Raw genomic sequence first — 17,131 nt, forward strand, 5'->3', positions numbered from 1 at the left:
CCCTCCCGCTCAGGCTTCGGCGTAGATGTCGGTCCAGAGCTCGTCGAGCGCGGGCTCGGGGCTCTCTTGCGCGAACTTCGCGGACTCGTTCACCTCGGCCTTCACGTCCTTGTCGATTTCCTTGAGCTTGTCCTCGTCGGCGACGCCTTGCTCGATCAGGACCTTGCGAAGGCCCTCGATCGGGTCGCGCGTCTCGCGCATCTTCGACACTTCCTCGCGCGTGCGGTACTTTGCCGGGTCCGACATCGAGTGGCCCCGATACCGATAGGTCTTCATCTCGAGGATGTACGGCCCCTTGCCCGAGCGGCAATGCGCGAGCGCGCGCGCGCCGGCTTCGCGAACGGCCAGCACGTCCATGCCGTCGACCTCTTCGCCCGGGATGCCGAAGGCCTCGCCGCGGGTGTAGAGCGCCGGCGTCGAGGTCGAGCGCTTCTGCGCGGTGCCCATCGCGTACTGGTTGTTCTCGATGACGAAGATGACCGGCAGCTTCCAGAGCGCGGCCATGTTGAAGGTCTCGTAGATCTGGCCCTGATTCGCCGCGCCGTCGCCGAAATAGGTCAGAGACACCTGGTCCGTGCCCTTGTAGCGGTTGGCGAAGGCCAGTCCCGCGCCGATCGGCACCTGCGCGCCCACGATCCCGTGGCCGCCGTAGAACTCGGCTTCCTTCGAGAACATGTGCATCGAGCCGCCCTTGCCCTTGGAATAGCCGCCCTCGCGGCCGGTCAGCTCGGCCATCACGCCCTTGGCGTCCATGCCGGCGGCCAGCATGTGGCCGTGATCGCGATACGAGGTGACCACCTGGTCGCCCTTCTTGCCCGCGCCCTGCAGCCCCACGACGACGGCCTCCTGGCCGATGTAGAGGTGGCAGAACCCGCCGATCAGCCCCATGCCGTAGAGTTGACCCGCCTTCTCCTCGAAACGGCGGATCAGCAGCATGTCGCGGTACATGCCCAACATCTCCTCGGGCGAGGGGCTGTTGGTCTTCCGCCGTGTTCTGGGACTTGCCATTGGGGTCTCCTCCGTGTGACGCAGCTTTTCTCACCGGCGCAGAGACGCCGTCTCCGCGACACTGGCGGCGACGGCGCTCACGCACCGGACTTTAGCGACAGTCTAGGGGCAGCGCACGCGAGATTGAAATCAGTTCGTTGCTAAATGCGCGCCCTGGCGCTGATTTCATTGCATGCGGAAGGCCCTCGGGCACGCGGGCGTGCCGGAGCGAGCGGCCCTCGATCAGCGGATCACGATCTCGTCCGTGCGGACATAGCCCAGCACGGCACGCGCCCGCTCTTCCAGCAGGTCAAGATCGAGATAGGCCTCGTCGAGACGGTGAACGCGGTTGGCAAGCTCGGCGTTCCTGGCGTCGAGCATGGCCAGTTCCTGCTCGAGCGCAGCAACGTTCCGACCGGCATCGTGGAGTGCAGTAAGGCTACGGTCGCCCTGCAGGCCCGAATGAAGAAAGGCCAAAGCGGCAACCACAAGGAGTATAAAGAATAGCGGGACCAGCACTTGGCCCCATTCCAGCCTACTCATCGCACCCCAATCCCTCAACGCGGCTGGTGCCACGGCGCCGCTTGTGCGGTCATCGCGCCCAAGATGCCGTAAACCAGCGCCTGCGTGAATCGGGTTATTCGTGCTGCCCCAGAATTTTGTCGCCATGTGTTGCAGAAGCCTCGCAGGGGTCTTGCTGGGCGTGTGAGCCGATCCCACATGCTGACGCGCGCGACTGACGCGCGGCGCTCGCTCAAGGGGCGGCATTCATGCTCATCGAAATCTTCCTTCCGCTTCTCATGGGCGGAGCACTCCTCGCGGGTGGCGGCGAGGCGTTGGTTCGCGGCAGCGCGGGCACCGCGAGGCGGCTCGGGCTGGCCCCCGTCGTGATCGGCGTCTTGCTGATCGGATTCGGCACCTCGACCCCCGAACTCCTGACGTCGGTCGAGGCCGCGCGCCTTGGCGCACCCGACATCGCGCTGGGCAACGCCCTGGGGTCGAACACCTGCAACGTGCTGCTGATCGGCGGCCTTGCGGCGATCATCGCGCCGATGACGGTGCACAAGGACGCGTTCCGCTTTGACCTCTGGATTGCCGTCACCGTCGCCGTCACCCTCGCGCTTGCCATGGTCGCCGGGCCGCTCACGCCGATGCTGGGCGCGCTGTTCCTGCTTTCGCTCGCGGTTTATGCGCTGGTCGCTTTGTCCGTGGGCGCGTCAAGCGCGGGAGGGCCGCAGGATACGGGCGCACATGGGGACGAGATCGCCCCGGTGCTGTGGCGCTCGCTCGCGATTGCGCTGGTCGGGCTGGTGGCCGCGCTGCTCGGCGCGCGGTTGTTCGTCGAGGGCGCGGTCGAGATCGCGCGGCTGTTTGATGTGTCCGAGGCGGTGATCGGCGCCTCGATCGTTGCCGTCGGGACCTCGCTTCCGGAACTCGCGACCTCGATCATGGCGGCCCGGCGCGGCCAGTCCGAGCTCGCCCTGGGCAACATCATCGGATCGAACATCTTCAACATCCTCGGCGTGATCGGCGCGACGTTGATGGTCGGCGAGATCGCGCCGTCGTCCGAGGCGCTGCTGCGCGACCTGCCTGCGATGCTTGCGGCGACAGCGGCGCTCGTCGTCGTGATCCTGGTGCTGGGCCGGATGAGTCGCGCCATTGGTATCGCCCTGCTGGCGGGATACGGGCTCTATCTCGCGGTCATGCTCTGAAAACGCGACACGCACCGGCCAGCCCTGGTCCGGTGCGTGCATTCATCTCGCCGCGGCGGTAACGCCTTGCCGCCGGCCGGGGGGCTGGCTGGCCGCTCAGCGTTCGCCGCGCGGCACCACCGAGGTGCCGGCATAATGCGCCGCTTCGCCCAGTTCTTCCTCGATCCGGATGAGCTGGTTGTATTTGGCAAGGCGGTCCGAGCGCGCGAGCGACCCCGTCTTGATCTGCCCGCAATTGGTCGCGACCGCGAGGTCGGCAATGGTCGCGTCCTCGGTCTCGCCTGAGCGGTGCGACATCACGGCCGTGTAGTGCGCACGATGTGCCATCCGAACGGCTTCGAGGGTCTCGGAGAGCGAGCCGATCTGGTTCACCTTGACCAGGATCGAGTTGGCGCATCCCAACTCGATGCCGCGCGTCAGCCGCTCGACATTGGTGACGAAGAGATCGTCGCCCACCAGCTGGCAGCGCTTCCCGATGATATCCGTCAGGGCGTACCATCCGTCCCAGTCGTCCTCGGCCATGCCGTCCTCGATCGAGATGATCGGGTAGTCGGTGACCAGCTTGTTGAGATAGGCGGCCATCTCGCCCGAGGTGAGCTCCAGACCCTCGCCCGCCATGCGATAGAGCTTGGCCTCGGCGTCGTAGAATTCGGTCGAGGCGGCGTCCAGCGCAAGCGCAACCTCGTCGCCCGGCTTGAAGCCGGCCTTCTCGATCGAGGCCATGATGAAGTCGAGCGCCTCGCGCGACGAGCCGATGTTCGGCGCGAACCCGCCCTCGTCACCGACATTGGTGTTGTGGCCGGCTTCCTTCAGCCCGGCGCGGAGCGTGTGGAAGATCTCGGCGCCCCAGCGCACGGCCTCGGCGATCGAGCCGGCGGCGACCGGCATCACCATGAACTCCTGGATGTCGATCGGGTTGTCGGCATGCTGGCCGCCATTGAGGATGTTCATCATCGGCACGGGCAGGGTGCGGGCCGAGACGCCGCCGACATAGCGATAGAGCGGCAGGCCCGACGAGGCAGCGGCCGCCTTCGCCACCGCCAGGCTGACGCCCAGGATCGCGTTTGCGCCCAGACGCGCCTTGTTCGGTGTGCCGTCGAGCTCGATCATCAGCTGGTCGAGCGCCTTCTGGGCGAGCGCGTCGGTTCCGGCCAGCGCCTCGAAGATCTCGCTGTTCACGGCCTCGACCGCCTTGAGCACGCCCTTTCCCTTGTAGCGTGCGGGGTCGCCGTCGCGCAGTTCGACCGCCTCGTGCGCGCCCGTCGAAGCACCCGATGGTACCGCGGCGCGGCCCTCGGCGCCGTCCTCCAGCAGCACGTCGACTTCGACAGTCGGGTTGCCCCGGCTGTCCAGGATCTCGCGTGCAGTGATGTCGATGATGACGCTCATGGGTGCCTCCCCTGACGGCAATTCCGCGTGGTCGGGGGCACTCTTACACTCCGCCGGGCGCTGCGCCTAGGGCAGGGGCGTCACGGCAGGGTGCGTGGGCGACAAAAAAGAAGCGGGCGCCCGCGAGGGGGCGCCCGCAAGTCAGCCCGGGAAGGGCATTCAGGAATTCGGGCCGAGGTCGAACTGCGTCTCCTCGACGATCTTCAGCGCCTCGCCGCGCAGGCTGCCGATCTCGGTCAGCCCGATCGTGTCGGGCTCGAACGTGCCCCAGCTGTTCACCAGGTCCGAGGGCTCGACGCCGGCGCGCACCGGGTATTCATGGTTGAGGCTCGCATAAAGCTCCTGCGCCTCGGGCGAGAGCAGGAAGTCGATCAGCTGCTCGGCCTCGGCCTTGTTCGGTGCCGAACGGGTGAGCGCCGCGCCCGAGATGTTCACATGCGCGCCGCCGCCCTCGAAGGTCGGGAACACCACGCGCACGGAATCGGCCCATTCCTTCTGCTCCGGATCCTCGAGCATCTTGCCCATGTAGTAGGTGTTGCCGATGGCGATGTCGCACTCGCCGGCCCAGACGGCCTTCACCTGCGCGCGGTCATTGCCCTGGGGCTTGCGCGCCAGGTTGTCGCGCAGACCCTCGACCCAGACCTTGGCGTCGGCCTCGCCGTGATGGGCGATCACCGCCGCGATCAGGGCGAGGTTGTAGGAATGGCTGCCCGGCCGCGCACAGATCCGGCCGCGCCATTTCGGATCGGCGAGATCCTCGAAGGTGGTGACTTCGCCCTCGGCGACACGCTCCTTCGAGGTGTAGGCAACCCGCGCGCGGGTGGTCAGCGCAAACCAGTGGCCGGCCTCGTCGCGCAGGGTCGCAGGCACGACCTCGCCGACGGTGGCGTTGCCGTGCGGCTGCGTGAGACCGGCATCGGTCGCCGCCTTCACGTTCGAGATGTCGGCGGTCATGTAGAGGTCGGCGGGGCTGCGGTCGCCCTCGGCCTTCATGCGCTCGATCAGGCCCTTCTCGGCGTAGAGCACGTTGACATCGATGCCCGTCTGGGCGGTGAAGGCATCGAAGATCGGCTGGATCAGCTCAGGCTGACGCGTGGTGTAGACATTCACCTCGGCGGCCGTGGCCGCGCTTGCCGAAAGGGCGGTCGCGATTGCCGTGGCTGCCGCGATCAGGGGTTTGCGCATCGTGGTCTCCCTCGTGGATTGGCTGGAAACCTGATAGACGACAAAAACACTCGGATCAATAACTGAGTGAAACGATAAGAAACTACTTGGCGGCGTGCGACAACCCGCCGCGCTGCGTCATCCGCGAGCCTTCTCGCGCGCCTTCACGGCGTTCCAGATCGCGTCCATCTCGGCCAGGGTCGCGTCGTCGGGCCTGCGCCCCTCGGCCTTGAGCGCATCCTCGATGCCCCGGAAACGGCGCTCGAATTTCGCATTGGCGCGGCGCAGCGCGGCCTCGGGGTCGACCTTCAGGTGGCGGGCGAGATTGGCCATCACGAACAGCAGGTCGCCGTATTCCTCCTCGATCCTGTCATGGTCACCCTGCGGGAGCTCGTCGACCAGCTCGCGTGTCTCCTCGGCGATCTTGCTCAGCACGTCACGCGGGTCGGTCCAGTCAAAGCCGACGGTTGCCGCCCGCTTGGTCAGCTTCACCGCCCGGGTCAGGGCCGCCAGCGTCGAGGGCACGCCGTCCAGCACGCTCTCGCGTGTCTCGCCGCGCGCGGCGCGCTCGGCCGCTTTCATCCCCTCCCAGTCCACGCTCGCGGGATCGGCGCGGGGCGCGCCGGGCGCGTCGCCAAAGACATGCGGGTGGCGGCGCAGCATCTTGTCGCTGACCGCTGCCACGACGGCGTCGAAGTCGAACTCGTCCGCTTCCTCGGCCATGTGCGCGTGGTAGACGACCTGTAGCAACAGATCGCCGAGCTCCTCGCGCAGATGGCCCATGTCGCCCGAGGCGATCGCATCCGCGACCTCGCAGGCCTCCTCGACGGTGTAGGGCGCGATGGTGGCGAAGGTCTGCTCGCGGTCCCAGGGGCATCCGTCGGGCGCGCGCAGCCGGGCCATGATCTCGAGCAGGCGCTCGATCCCCGCCTTGCGATCGAAGACCACCGCGTCCGAGGCGGTTCTGGGTTCCACCGGCCTTCGGGTCATCGCCGCGCTCCCCGCAGATTGACAAGATTGCCCGCCAGGATCAGCGCCGCCCCGACGAACACGGCGATCTCCAGAGGCTCGCCGTAGATCAGGGCTGCCGCGATGGCGATGGCAGGCAGCCGCATGAACTCCATCGGCGCGACCACGGTCGCGGGCGCCGCGAAAAGCGCGCGCGTCAGGCTGAAATGGGCGGTCAGACCGCAGATCCCGACGAACAGCACCCAGGGCGCCAGGGCGGTCGAGGGTACGGTGATCCCACCGGGCAGGGCGCAGGCGATGCCCATCAGCATCTGGCTCAACGTCATCCAGAAAAGGATGTTGAGCGTGCCGTCCATGCGCGAGAGCCGCTTGGTCCAGATGTTCGTCAGCGCAAAGCCGATCGCGGCGGCCAGCGCCGCGGCATGCCCCGGCCCCAGCGGCGCCAGGCCGGGTCGCGTGACGATCAGGACGCCCGCAAAGCCCAGGGCCGCCGCAATCATGCCCGCGCGTGTCATGCGCTCGCCCAGCAGCAGGGGCGCGAACAGGGCCACCCAGATCGGGTTCGTGAACTCGATCGCCACCAGCTGTGCAAGCGGGATCGTCGCGATCCCGAAGAACCAGAAGTTCTGCGCCGCGAAATGGATCACGTTGCGGGTCAGGTGCGCGCCCGGCTGGCGCGTGCGCATCCCGGCCGGGCCATACGTGGCCAGAAGCATCGCGGTGATGATCGGAAGGCCGATGGCCGAGCGGTAGGCCATGATCTCGAAGGTATCGAGCTCGGCCGAGAGCTCGCGCCCGGCGATCGCCATGGCGCCGAACGAGATGATGGCGCCGACCATCCAGCCGGCCGCAGCCAAGGGCCGTGACGGCCCGCTCAGCACCGACGCGGCGTCACGCGGGCTCATCGGATCATCCCCCCGCGCGTGGCGTTGTCGACGCCAGCCAGCGCCAGGGCCTCCCACGCCGCCACCTTGCCCAGGTTGAGCCACCAGGCCGCCGCCTCGCGCAGATGATAGGTCAGGCGCGCACGGCTGATCGGCTTGCCGCGCGCACGCGCAAGCGCGTAATCGGGCCAGTCGCCGACGAAGTAGCGCCACAAGGCGCGGGCGCGCAGCATGTGGACGGGGTCGGTCACAAGGATGACGCGTCCCTCGGGACGCTCGCCTAGGAGGTCGACCGTGAAGCGGACGTTCTCGAAGGTCGACACCGCCCGTGGCTCGACCAGCAGCTTGTCTGGCTGCGGCAGACCGTTCAGATGCGCGAGGACGGCGGTGTTGGCCCTGACGAGATCAGGGAAGGGGGCCACGGTTTCCGACACCACGACCGTGGCATCCGGCATCCGTGCGGAAATCTCCAGCCCTCGGATCATCCGGTAATCGGTGTCGACCCGGCACGGGTTGTTGCCGAACTCGCCGCCCAGCACCACGATCAACTCGGCCGGCTCGGGCGATGCCGCCGCGAGCGCACGATGCGCCGCCGCCGCCGCGAATGTCGCGAAGAAGCTCAGGGCGCCGATTGCCGCGGCCGCCAGCGCCACGCGCAAAGGGCGCGAGAATGCTGCGCGGCCTCGTTCTCGGTGTCCGCCTCGCTGGAGTATCATGGGCGTTGCGTCGCTCCGGCCTGCGGGGATTCGTCTGCGCTCCGGAAAGTGGAGCATGGGCGGCATCTCTTTAGCGGCTGTGGCGACGTCACGCCAGACGTGGCGCCGGTCGGCTCGCCGAAGAGTCGGCCAGCATGATTTCGGTCAATGCACGATCCGCCCCGGCGGGCGAAGACGATGAGACCCAAGGAAGGAGGGGCCACCATGTACAAGAATGTTCTCGTCCCCGTCGCGCTCGACCATGCCGAGAAGGGGAACACCGCGCTCGCCGTCGCGCGGCAGCTTCTCGATCAGGGCGGGCAGATCACGTTGCTACACGTGATGGAGGAAATCCCGGGCTTCGCGGCGAGCCACCTGCCCGAGGGCACCCTTCGCCGCAACGAGGACGCGGCCGTCAACGCCCTGCGCGAGCTCGCGGGCGGTGCCGGCGACGTGACGCCAAAGGTGGTCTGGGGTCATTCCGGGCGCACGATTCTCGACTATGCCGAGGACAACAAGACCGACTGCATCGTGATCGCTTCGCACAAGCCGGGGCTCGAGGACTATTTCCTCGGCTCCACCGCCGCGCGCGTCGTCCGCCACGCGCAGTGCTGCGTGCATGTGATGCGCTGACGTCCCTTCTCCGTCCGGTCAGCCCGGCAGTGCGCCGCAGCCTTCAAGCGCGCGGCGCACCGCTGCGATCCCCGCGGCGTCGAGCGCGGGTTGCGGCGGCAGCGGGTCGCCCACCGCGAAGCCCTGAAGCTGCAAGCCCGCCTTGACCGCGCCCGCAAGGTTGTAGCGGGCGAAGACTTCGTTGACCGCCCAGAGCCTGCGCTGGAGCGACATGGCCTCGTCCCACCGGCCGGCGCGGCACAGATCGTAGAGCTCGACCGACTGGCGCGGCACGATGCATGACGGTCCCGCCATCCAGCCGCGCCCCCCGATCAGCATCACGGCCGCGGTGATATGCGACGAGGCGGCAAAGATCCCGAGCCGCCCCTCGGTGCGCTCCATGATCGTCAGCAGCCGGCCGGTATTGGTCGAGGCGTCCTTCAGGTAGCGGATGTTCGGGACGTGCGAGAGACGGTCGATCACCGCGAGCGTGAGGTCGACGCGCTGGAAGTTCGGATTGGTGTAGAGCACGACCGGAAGGCCTGCCGCCTCGGCCACCGCCGAGAAGTAGTCGACGATCCCGTCCTCGGGGATCGGAAAATAGGCCTCGAGCGTCGCCATGACCCCTGCGACGCCCATCTCGCGGTAGCGCGCCGCCTGGGCTGCCGCGGCCGCCGTCGTGGTGGCGGCGACGCCCGCGATCACGGGCACCCGCCCGCGCGCGGCCGCAACCACCGTCTCTACGACGTCGGCGCGCCGCCGCTCGTCCAGATACGCGAATTCGCCGGTCGAGCCAAGCGGGGTCAGCCCGTGCACGCCGGCTGCGATCAGGTGTTCGACAAGGGCGGCCAGAACCGGCCGATCGATCTCGCCCGAAGCATCGACGGGCGAGACCAGGTAGGGGATCACGCCGTGAAGGCCATCCTCGTCGGATGTCATCGGTGCATCTCCGCCACTAGCGACGCATCGTGCGGACCGCGTCGGGCCAGGCGGGCCGCGCCGGTCACGACCGGCGGTCGACCACGAAGCGCGCGGCCGCGATCAGCATCCCTGCGCGGGCACCGAACGGCGACAGCTCGGCCGCAGCGGTGCTGACAAGCTCGTCGGCACGCGCCCGCGCGCCGTCGATGCCAAGAATGTCGACGAAGGTCGCCTTGCCTGCGCCAGCGTCCTTGCCGACCGCCTTGCCGACCTCCTCGACCGTGCCGGTGACGTCCAGCAGGTCGTCCGCGATCTGGAACGCCTCGCCAAGCGCGCGCGCATAGGCCCGGATGCGCCCGATCTCGTCGTGCGACGCGCCGCCGACGATCGCGCCGGCCTCGGCCGAGACTTCGATCAGCGCGCCCGTCTTCATCTGCTGCAGCTTGCGCACGGTCTCGGGCGCCATCGGCTCAGCGGCCGATTCCGCCGCGAGATCGATGGCCTGTCCGCCGACCATGCCCGCATGGCCGCTGGCCTGCGCCAGCCGCAGGCAAAGCCGCGCCCGCACGTCGCCATCGGGGTGGGTCGCGGGATCGGCAAGGATCTCGAAGGCGACCGTCTGCAGCGCATCGCCCGCCAGCACCGCCGTCGCCTCGTTCCATGCCTTGTGGACGGTGGGCTTGCCCCGGCGCAGGTCGTCGTCATCCATGCAGGGCATGTCGTCATGGACGAGGCTGTAGGCGTGCAGGCATTCCATTGCAGCCCCTACGCGTGCGCCGCGCGCGGGTGGCGCGTCGAACAGCCGTGCCGTCTCCATCGCCAGGAAGGCGCGAAGCCGCTTGCCCCCGCCCATCACAGCGTAGCGCATCGCCTCGATCAACTCGGCCTCGCCGGGTGCGCCTTGCGGTTTGGGCAGGCAGGCGTCCAGCATCCGCTCGGCATCCGCCGCGGCTTCGCTGAGCGTCTCGGCGAAGGAGGCTTCAGTCGTCTGCATCATGGTCCTCGTCGGCAGGAAAGAGGCGGGGCGCCGCGAGCGCCCGGCCCGGATCAGAAGGCAGCTTGGCGCCGCCGCGGCGCTCAGTTCACCGGCGCGGCCGGAGCTTCCTCGGGCTCCTCCTCCTCGAAGATGTCCGGCAAGGCCTCGGTGGCATCCCCCCGCGAAATCTGCGCGTTGCGGCGCTGGAGGTAGACCGAGCGAAGGGTGACGTAGCTGTCCGGGCTCTCGTACAGCAGCTCGTCGATCAGGTCCGCGTTGCGGTTGCGGGTGTCCACACGCTCGAGCGCGTTGAGCGGGAGCGAGAAGGTGTTGACCAGGTCGGAGCCCGTGACCCCCATGTAGGTCTGCGGGCTGAAGGCGAGATCGACCAGGTATCCCCCGAAGTCGCGCGGCGTCGACGGGCCGATAAGGGGCAGCACGAGGTATGCGCCCTGGCCAGAGCCCCACCGGCCCAGCGTGATGCCGAAATCGGTCTGTTCGCGCGGCAAGCCAAACTCCGTCGCGGGATCGAGCAGGCCGCCCATGCCAAGCACTGTGTTGAGCGTGAAACGGCCAAGCGTCCTCAGCCCGGCCATCCCCTCGCCCTGCAGGAAGTGGTTCACCATGTCGACCGGAAGGTCGAGATGCGAGAATCCGTTCCCCAGCATGTGCTGGACCGTCGCCGGGGTCACGAAGTCGTAGCCCTTGGCGACCGGGCGCAGAAAACCGCGGTCAATTGCCAGGTTGACGTCGTGCATGACGCGGTTGGTGCTCTCGTAGGGGTCCTGCTCGGCAAAGCTTGCCTCGGGGTCGACCGAGGCGCAGGCCGCGAGAGCCATGAGAGCGATGCCCGAAACGACCCTGGACACCAAGCGTGCGACTTTCATCGGGCATTCCTTTTCAAAGCCTTGCGGCCCGTTCTTGAACCTGATTTACACGTAGCCGGTTTCTGTGTGGATCCGCAAGGGCCCTCCCCCTACACGAAGCGGAGAGCCGGCGGTAAGCTAGCTTGCGTCCGAAACCATCTCAAGCGCCGCTGTAACCTTCGGGGCGCGCAATCTGGCGACAAAGGGAGCGTCCGGTGCAGAACGGACACGGCCGGAACATCGAGGCGGCTGCGGGCAGGGCGGTTGCGGCATGGTTTCGCCTCGTCGGGCGCGCGCCGCGCCTGGTGCTTGCGATTGTCGGGCTTCTGCTCCTGATTTCGGCGTTTGCGGCTTCGGGAATCAAGGTCGATACCGATTCGAGCCGCATGCTTTCGTCCGATCTGCCGTTCCAGGCGCGGGCACATGCCCTGGCCGAGGCGTTTCCGGCAACCAAGAACACCGTCGTGGCCGTCATCCGCTCGCCCCACGCGGATGCCGCCGATGCCGCCACCCTTGCGCTGTCGCAAGCGCTCGGGCAGCGCGCCAACGAGATCGGCGATGTCTTCGCACCGGCGGCCGACCCCTTCCTGGTCTCGCACGGGCTTCTCTACGACGATCTCGATGCGCTCGACTCGCGGCTCACCCGCCTGTCGCAGGCGTCGAACCTGATCGCGGCGCTCAGGGCGGACCAGAGCGTGGCGGGCTTCTTCGCGGCCCTCGACGAGGCCGTGACGCTGGCCTCGCGGGCCGCGATCGACCCCTCGTCGCTCGCTCCCTTTCTCGCCGAGGCCACGGCGGTTCTGAACGCCGAGCGCGCGGGCAGCCTGCGCCCCCTCGACTGGCAATCGGCGTTTACGGACGAGCCGAGCGCGGAGCCCGTCATCCGCATGGTGACCGTCGAGCCGAAGCTCGACTACACCCGGCTGAGCCCGGCCAAGCCGGCGATCGAGGCCGTCCGCGAGACCGTGGACGCGCTCGATCCCGGCCTGAAGGCGCTGGTCGACATCGGCATCACCGGCGATCCCGTGCTGCGCGCCGAGGAACTCGAAAGCGTCACCGCCCGGCTTGGCGCCTCGCTCGCACTGTCGGTGCTGCTCGTGGCGGGTGTCCTTTTCCTCGCGGTGGGTCGCGCTGCGCGGGTTGCGCTCGCGCTCGGGACCGTGGCGGTCACGCTGATCCTGACCGCCGGTTTCGCGGCCGTGGCCGTCGGTGCGCTCAACCTCATCTCGATTGCCTTTGTCGTGCTCATGGTCGGGCTTGGCATCGACTTCGCGATCCACCTGATGACCCATCTCGACGAGGACGCCTCGCATGGCCTGTCAGCGGCCGGCGCGCTCGATCATTCGAGCCGCGAGATCGGCGGCGCGCTCGCGCTTTCCGCGTTGACGACGGCGATGGCATTCTTTGCCTTCACCGGCACCGACTTCGTCGGCATGGCGCAGCTTGGCGTGATCGGCGGGGCAGGGGTTATCATCGCGCTCTTCGCCGCTCTCACCGTGGTGCCGGCCGCCGTCGCCATCCGGCCCAGCCTCGCGCGCGGCCGCGGCCGGCTGCCCCTGCCGGTGCTGCCGCTCTGGGCCATGCGTGCGCTCGCGTTCCTCGCCCTTGGGGCCGGGCTGGCGGCGGGGCTGCTCGCGCCGCAGGCCCGGTTCGACGCCGATCCCATGGCCCTGCGCGATCCCGCGGCGCCCTCGGTCGTGGTCTATCACTGGCTCGTCGACGACCCGGCGCTTGCGCCGCTGAGGCTCGGTTTGATCGCCGACACCCCCGAGGCCGCGCGCGAGGCTGCAGCCGCGCTCGAGCCATTGCCCGAGGTGCGCACCGTCGTCTGGCTCGACGACCTCGTGCCCAAGCAGCAGGCGGCCAAGCTCGAACTGATCGACCTTGCGTGGCCATCGCTCCAGTTCGCGGTCGAGGGCGATCCGCTCGCGCTGACCGTGCCCAGCCCCGGCGCGCTCTCGACGCGGCTGGCGGGGCTCGGCACGCGCGAGGGGCGCGCTCTCGCGGTCGCCCTCGATGCCTGGGATGCGCGCGCAACCCCTGAGCGCGATGCGGCGCTCGGCGAGGCGCTTTTCCGGTTCTTCCCCCTGCTGCTCGACCGGCTCGCGGCCCAGCTCGAGGTCGACGAGTTCGGCGTCGACGACCTGCCGACGGCACTGATCGACCGATTCCGCGCGCCGGACGGGCGCCTGCGGGTCGACATCGCGCCCGAGGGGAACATGACCGATCCCGTGGCACGCGCCGCGTTCGTTGCCGCGGTCGCCGCCGTCGCCCCCGAGGCGGGCGGCCCCCCTGCACAGATCGAGGGGGCCGCACGTGCCGTCGGCAACGCCATGCTCGAGGCCGCGACGCTCGCGTTGAGCGGGACGCTGCTGCTGGCGGTGCTGATGCTGCGCCGTGTCCGCCTCGTCGCCGCCATCGTGGTGCCGCTGATCCTGGCCGGCTCGATCACCCTGGCCGCCAGTGTGCTGTTCGGCCTGCCTTTCAACTACGCCAACGTGATCGTCCTGCCCCTGATGATCGGCGTGGGCGTCGATGCGGGCATCCACCTCGCATTGCGGACCGAGAGCTCGGGCATCGTCTCGGGCACGTCGACGCCGCGGGCGGTGCTGGCCAGCGCCCTCACCACGATCGCGGCCTTCGGCACGCTTGCGCTGTCCGATCACCGCGGCACCGCCAGCATGGGGCTGATGCTCACGATCGCGATGGCGGTGTCGGTCGCCATGATCTTCGCGCTCACGCCGTGGATCGTGCGCCTCGGGCGCCGCTGACCCCTCGCGCCGGAGCGCGGCACGCCTTACGTTCAGGGTCTGTGTCACGCTGCGGGAGTCTGCCAATGTCCGATCTTCGCTCCATGCTCGCCGCCATGGCCGTTCTCTGCCTCGCATGGGCGGGCACGGCGCCGGCGCGTGCCGAGGCCGACCCCGAAGCCGCCCGCGCGGTGGCCGAGCAACTCGTCGACGGCGCCCATGGCGCGCTTGCCGATGCGGCTCTCCCCGAGGCCGAGCGCCTTGCTGCCCTGCGCGAGACGATCGATGCCGCCTTCGCCTTCGATGTCTGGGAGAAGTTCTTGCTGGGCGAGCGTGCGGCAATGCTGGACGAGGCCCAGACCGCCGAGTTCCGCGAACTCCTTCCCGGCTTCCTCGCGGACCTCTACCGCAAGCAGTTCGGCAAGGGTCTGGAGGCAAAGCCCGAGATTCTCGAGGTCCGTCCCGCCCGGCGCGACATGCTGGTGCGCGCCTCGATCCCGCGCGCGAACGGCGGCACGCTTCCCGTGGACTGGCGCGTGCGCGATTTCGACGACCGGGGCCATCTGGTCATCGACGTCATGGTCGGTGGCGCGTCCTTCCTGATCCTCAAGCGCGACGAGTTCTCGGCGATCCTGGACAAGAGCGGGCCCGACGCGTTGCTGACCTATATGCGCGAGAACTCGATCTGACCGCGGGGTGTGCGCGTCGGAGCCGCCCGCGGCGTTTCCGACGCGACCGGACTGTCACAACTTCATCAGAAACCGGCGCCCCTGCGGCAAAACGGCGCGAAGGGGGGTTGCATTCATCACACGCCGTTCCGATCATTCTGCCACAACGAGAGACAGCGGCCGAGAGCCGGCCGGTAACCGTCGGAGAACGGAGTCGAGGCATGGAGGGTGTCGAGGGGCGGTCGCCGCTACGGGTCGTGCTTGCCAATCCGCGCGGGTTTTGCGCAGGCGTCGAACGGGCGATCGAGACCGTCGAACGCGCCCTCGAACTCTACGGCGCGCCGGTCTACGTGCGCCATGAAATCGTGCACAACCGCCGTGTCTGCGACGACTTGCGCCAGAAGGGGGCGATCTTCGTGGAGGATCTCGACGACGTGCCCACGGGCGCGATCACCATCTTCAGCGCCCACGGCGTCGCGCGCCGGGTCGAGGACGAGGCCGAGCGGCGCGGGCTCGATATCATCGACGCGACATGTCCGCTGGTCGCCAAGGTGCATGCCGAGGGACGCCGCTACGCCGAGGCCGGCTACCAGGTGATCCTCATCGGCCACGCAGGCCACCCCGAGGTGGTCGGCACGCTCGGCCAGATCCCGGCCGAGGTCCATGTCGTCGCCGACGTGACCGGCGTCGATGCGCTCCCCTTTGAGCCGGACGAGCAGGTCGCCTACGTGACGCAGACGACACTGTCGGTGGTCGACACCCGGGGGATCGTCGCCGCGATCCTGCGCCGCTGGCCCGGGGCGCAGGGACAGGACACGCGCGACATCTGCTACGCGACCCAGAACCGCCAGCAGGCGGTCATCGACATTTCAGGTCGCGTCGATCTCGTGCTCGTGGTCGGCGCGCCCAACTCGTCGAACTCGAACCGGCTGGTCGAGATCGCGCGCGCCCAGGGCGTGGCGGCATATCTCGTGCCCACGCCCGAGGCACTCGATCCCGCCTGGCTCGATGGAGTCGGCGCCGTCGGCATCTCGGCCGGCGCGTCGGCACCCGAGGTTCTCGTGCAAGAGACCCTTGGACGGCTTGCGGAGTTCCGCCATGTTGTGGTTGAAGCGGCAAGCGGTGTGCGCGAGGACGTGGTCTTCCGCCTGCCGCGTGAACTCGACGCCGCACGCCCCAGGATGACCGTGGCCGGCTGAAGCACAGGCAAAGCAGGAGACTGACGTGGCAATCCCCCTCCGCCAGCAGGCGCGCGTCGCAGGCTATATTCTCGGCCAGAAGCTGAGAGGCAACCGGCGCTACCCGCTTGTGCTGATGCTCGAGCCGCTGTTTCGCTGCAACCTGGCTTGCTCGGGCTGCGGCAAGATCGACTATCCCGAGCTGATCCTCAACCGCCGCCTCAGCCCCGAGGAATGCTGGAAGGCGGCCGAGGAATGCGGCGCGCCGATGGTCGCGATCCCCGGCGGCGAGCCGCTGATCCACCGCGAGATCGGCGAGATCGTCAAGGGACTGGTCGAGCGCAAGTTCTACGTCTCGCTGTGCACGAACGCGCTGCTCCTGGAAAAGAAGCTGCACCTCTTCGAGCCCAGCCCGTACCTCTTCTTCTCGGTCCACCTCGACGGCCTAAAGGAGCACCACGACAAGGCGGTCGATCAGAAGGGTGTGTTCGAGAAGGCGGTGAAGGCGATCAAGGCGGCCCAGGACAAGGGTTTCCGCGTCAACGTGAACGCCACGATCTTCGAGGGCTATCCGGCCGAGGAGCTGGCCGACTATCTCGACTACTGCACCGAGATGGGTGTCGGCATCTCGATCAGCCCGGGCTTCGCCTACGAGCGCGCGCCTGATCAGGAGCACTTCCTGAACCGCCGCCGCACCAAGGAGTTCTTCCGCGACGTCTTCCGAATCGGCAAGACGCGCGGATCGAAGTGGAACCTCAGCCACTCGCCGATCTTCCTCGATTTCCTGCTCGGCAATCAGGAAATGCAGTGCACGCCCTGGGGCATGCCGACGCGCAACGTCTTCGGCTGGCAGAAGCCCTGCTACCTGCTTGGCGAGGGCTATGCCAAGACCTACGCCGAGCTGATTGAAGACACCGATTGGGACAAGTACGGCACCGGCAATTACGAGAAATGCTCGGACTGCATGGCGCATTGCGGCTACGAGCCGACGGCGGCGAACGTCGCCTTCTCGAACCCGCTTGCGATGCTCAAGCTGGCCTTCCGGGGCTTGCGGACCGAGGGCGACTTTGCCCCCGAGATCGACCTCTCCAAGGCGCGCGCGGCCGAGGAGCATCACGAGCGGATCGTGGCCGAGGAAATGCACCGGCTGCGCAGCGACAAGTCGATCGCCGCCGAGTGACCTGATCGCGGCTCGCAGGCGAGTATCCGCCCCGGCCGCTCTCGCTGCCGGGGCTTTTCTTTTCCGGAACTCCGCCATGCGGCCCCGCGTCCGGCCATTGCAGCCGCGCGCGGGGTTGCATGGCGGGCCAGCGGCTGCAAGGGTGTGGATGTCGTCAAAGTTCCCTTTGCAGATGGGCTG

The 17,131-nt window shown here is 68.3% G+C and carries 16 protein-coding genes; 6 read left to right on the top strand and 10 right to left on the bottom strand.

The genetic code is table 11. The features are described 5' to 3' along the window. Positions 1–9: 9 nt before the first annotated feature. Complete coding sequence (gene pdhA / locus H0I76_RS00810; RefSeq protein WP_200605763.1) at positions 10–1,008, bottom strand: pyruvate dehydrogenase (acetyl-transferring) E1 component subunit alpha; 999 nt, start codon at positions 1,006–1,008, stop codon at positions 10–12. Positions 1,009–1,230: 222 nt separating this feature from the next. After that, on the bottom strand, positions 1,231–1,755 hold the full coding sequence (locus H0I76_RS19640) for an FtsB family cell division protein (RefSeq protein ID WP_325166079.1): 525 nt from the start codon (positions 1,753–1,755) through the stop codon (positions 1,231–1,233). Between the two features lie 2 nt (positions 1,756–1,757). Here H0I76_RS19640 and H0I76_RS00820 point away from each other — a divergent pair, with 2 nt between their 5' ends. Then, the gene (locus tag H0I76_RS00820) at positions 1,758–2,699 is read left to right on the top strand and encodes a calcium/sodium antiporter (protein WP_200605768.1); all 942 of its coding nucleotides are present in this window, start codon (positions 1,758–1,760) and stop codon (positions 2,697–2,699) included. Between the two features lie 96 nt (positions 2,700–2,795). Here H0I76_RS00820 and eno read toward each other — a convergent pair whose 3' ends face one another. The 5 genes from eno to H0I76_RS00845 form a co-directional block, all read right to left on the bottom strand. Next, the gene (gene eno / locus H0I76_RS00825; protein WP_200605770.1) at positions 2,796–4,088 is read right to left on the bottom strand and encodes a phosphopyruvate hydratase; all 1,293 of its coding nucleotides are present in this window, start codon (positions 4,086–4,088) and stop codon (positions 2,796–2,798) included. A gap of 159 nt (positions 4,089–4,247) precedes the next feature. Then, positions 4,248–5,273, bottom strand: coding sequence for a Fe(3+) ABC transporter substrate-binding protein (locus tag H0I76_RS00830; protein WP_200605772.1), 1,026 nt, complete (start codon positions 5,271–5,273; stop codon positions 4,248–4,250). 117 nt (positions 5,274–5,390) lie between these two features. Then, positions 5,391–6,242, bottom strand: a complete 852-nt coding sequence (gene mazG / locus H0I76_RS00835) for a nucleoside triphosphate pyrophosphohydrolase (RefSeq protein WP_200605775.1) — start codon at positions 6,240–6,242, stop codon at positions 5,391–5,393. Beyond that, on the bottom strand, positions 6,239–7,126 hold the full coding sequence (locus H0I76_RS00840; protein WP_200605776.1) for a DMT family transporter: 888 nt from the start codon (positions 7,124–7,126) through the stop codon (positions 6,239–6,241). Before H0I76_RS00840 ends, mazG begins: the two co-directional genes overlap by 4 nt. Beyond that, the gene (locus H0I76_RS00845) at positions 7,123–7,821 is read right to left on the bottom strand and encodes a YdcF family protein (RefSeq protein WP_200605777.1); all 699 of its coding nucleotides are present in this window, start codon (positions 7,819–7,821) and stop codon (positions 7,123–7,125) included. The genes H0I76_RS00840 and H0I76_RS00845 overlap by 4 nt, the downstream gene beginning before the upstream one ends. 204 nt (positions 7,822–8,025) lie before the next feature. Between H0I76_RS00845 and H0I76_RS00850 the strand changes: the two genes are divergently transcribed. Then, complete coding sequence (locus H0I76_RS00850) at positions 8,026–8,433, top strand: universal stress protein (RefSeq protein WP_200605778.1); 408 nt, start codon at positions 8,026–8,028, stop codon at positions 8,431–8,433. An 18-nt stretch (positions 8,434–8,451) separates the two neighbouring features. On the opposite strand, the gene H0I76_RS00855 is transcribed toward H0I76_RS00850, so the two are convergent. The 3 genes from H0I76_RS00855 to H0I76_RS00865 form a co-directional block, all read right to left on the bottom strand. Then, the gene (locus H0I76_RS00855) at positions 8,452–9,351 is read right to left on the bottom strand and encodes a dihydrodipicolinate synthase family protein (RefSeq protein ID WP_200605782.1); all 900 of its coding nucleotides are present in this window, start codon (positions 9,349–9,351) and stop codon (positions 8,452–8,454) included. 64 nt (positions 9,352–9,415) lie between these two features. Continuing rightward, on the bottom strand, positions 9,416–10,327 hold the full coding sequence (locus tag H0I76_RS00860; RefSeq protein ID WP_200605784.1) for a polyprenyl synthetase family protein: 912 nt from the start codon (positions 10,325–10,327) through the stop codon (positions 9,416–9,418). Between the two features lie 83 nt (positions 10,328–10,410). Then, positions 10,411–11,196, bottom strand: coding sequence for an MlaA family lipoprotein (locus tag H0I76_RS00865; protein WP_200605785.1), 786 nt, complete (start codon positions 11,194–11,196; stop codon positions 10,411–10,413). Positions 11,197–11,390: 194 nt separating this feature from the next. Here H0I76_RS00865 and H0I76_RS00870 point away from each other — a divergent pair, with 194 nt between their 5' ends. The 4 genes from H0I76_RS00870 (at position 11,391) to hpnH (ending at position 16,951) form a co-directional block, all read left to right on the top strand. Continuing rightward, positions 11,391–13,946, top strand: coding sequence for an MMPL family transporter (locus H0I76_RS00870; RefSeq protein ID WP_200605786.1), 2,556 nt, complete (start codon positions 11,391–11,393; stop codon positions 13,944–13,946). 65 nt (positions 13,947–14,011) lie between these two features. Beyond that, entirely contained in the window at positions 14,012–14,614 is a 603-nt protein-coding gene (locus tag H0I76_RS00875) for an MlaC/ttg2D family ABC transporter substrate-binding protein (RefSeq protein ID WP_200605787.1), read from the top strand. Between the two features lie 200 nt (positions 14,615–14,814). Next, positions 14,815–15,792, top strand: a complete 978-nt coding sequence (gene ispH, locus H0I76_RS00880; protein ID WP_200605788.1) for a 4-hydroxy-3-methylbut-2-enyl diphosphate reductase — start codon at positions 14,815–14,817, stop codon at positions 15,790–15,792. A 25-nt stretch (positions 15,793–15,817) separates the two neighbouring features. Continuing rightward, complete coding sequence (hpnH, locus tag H0I76_RS00885; protein ID WP_200605792.1) at positions 15,818–16,951, top strand: adenosyl-hopene transferase HpnH; 1,134 nt, start codon at positions 15,818–15,820, stop codon at positions 16,949–16,951. Positions 16,952–17,131: the final 180 nt, after the last annotated feature.

Origin of the sequence: Thermohalobaculum xanthum (genome assembly GCF_016623495.1) — a bacterium.
Classification (GTDB): domain Bacteria; phylum Pseudomonadota; class Alphaproteobacteria; order Rhodobacterales; family Rhodobacteraceae; genus Thermohalobaculum; species Thermohalobaculum xanthum.

Excerpts from the sequence above, each read along its gene's own strand:
- pdhA (WP_200605763.1), bottom strand. The coding sequence starts at position 1,008 with ATGGCAAGTCCCAGAACACGGCGGAAGACCAACAGCCCCTCGCCCGAG.
- H0I76_RS19640 (WP_325166079.1), bottom strand. The coding sequence starts at position 1,755 with ATGCCGCCCCTTGAGCGAGCGCCGCGCGTCAGTCGCGCGCGTCAGCAT.
- H0I76_RS00820 (WP_200605768.1), top strand. The coding sequence starts at position 1,758 with ATGCTCATCGAAATCTTCCTTCCGCTTCTCATGGGCGGAGCACTCCTC.
- eno (WP_200605770.1), bottom strand. The coding sequence starts at position 4,088 with ATGAGCGTCATCATCGACATCACTGCACGCGAGATCCTGGACAGCCGG.
- H0I76_RS00830 (WP_200605772.1), bottom strand. The coding sequence starts at position 5,273 with ATGCGCAAACCCCTGATCGCGGCAGCCACGGCAATCGCGACCGCCCTT.
- mazG (WP_200605775.1), bottom strand. The coding sequence starts at position 6,242 with ATGACCCGAAGGCCGGTGGAACCCAGAACCGCCTCGGACGCGGTGGTC.
- H0I76_RS00840 (WP_200605776.1), bottom strand. The coding sequence starts at position 7,126 with ATGAGCCCGCGTGACGCCGCGTCGGTGCTGAGCGGGCCGTCACGGCCC.
- H0I76_RS00845 (WP_200605777.1), bottom strand. The coding sequence starts at position 7,821 with ATGATACTCCAGCGAGGCGGACACCGAGAACGAGGCCGCGCAGCATTC.
- H0I76_RS00850 (WP_200605778.1), top strand. The coding sequence starts at position 8,026 with ATGTACAAGAATGTTCTCGTCCCCGTCGCGCTCGACCATGCCGAGAAG.
- H0I76_RS00855 (WP_200605782.1), bottom strand. The coding sequence starts at position 9,351 with ATGACATCCGACGAGGATGGCCTTCACGGCGTGATCCCCTACCTGGTC.
- H0I76_RS00860 (WP_200605784.1), bottom strand. The coding sequence starts at position 10,327 with ATGCAGACGACTGAAGCCTCCTTCGCCGAGACGCTCAGCGAAGCCGCG.
- H0I76_RS00865 (WP_200605785.1), bottom strand. The coding sequence starts at position 11,196 with ATGAAAGTCGCACGCTTGGTGTCCAGGGTCGTTTCGGGCATCGCTCTC.
- H0I76_RS00875 (WP_200605787.1), top strand. The coding sequence starts at position 14,012 with ATGTCCGATCTTCGCTCCATGCTCGCCGCCATGGCCGTTCTCTGCCTC.
- ispH (WP_200605788.1), top strand. The coding sequence starts at position 14,815 with ATGGAGGGTGTCGAGGGGCGGTCGCCGCTACGGGTCGTGCTTGCCAAT.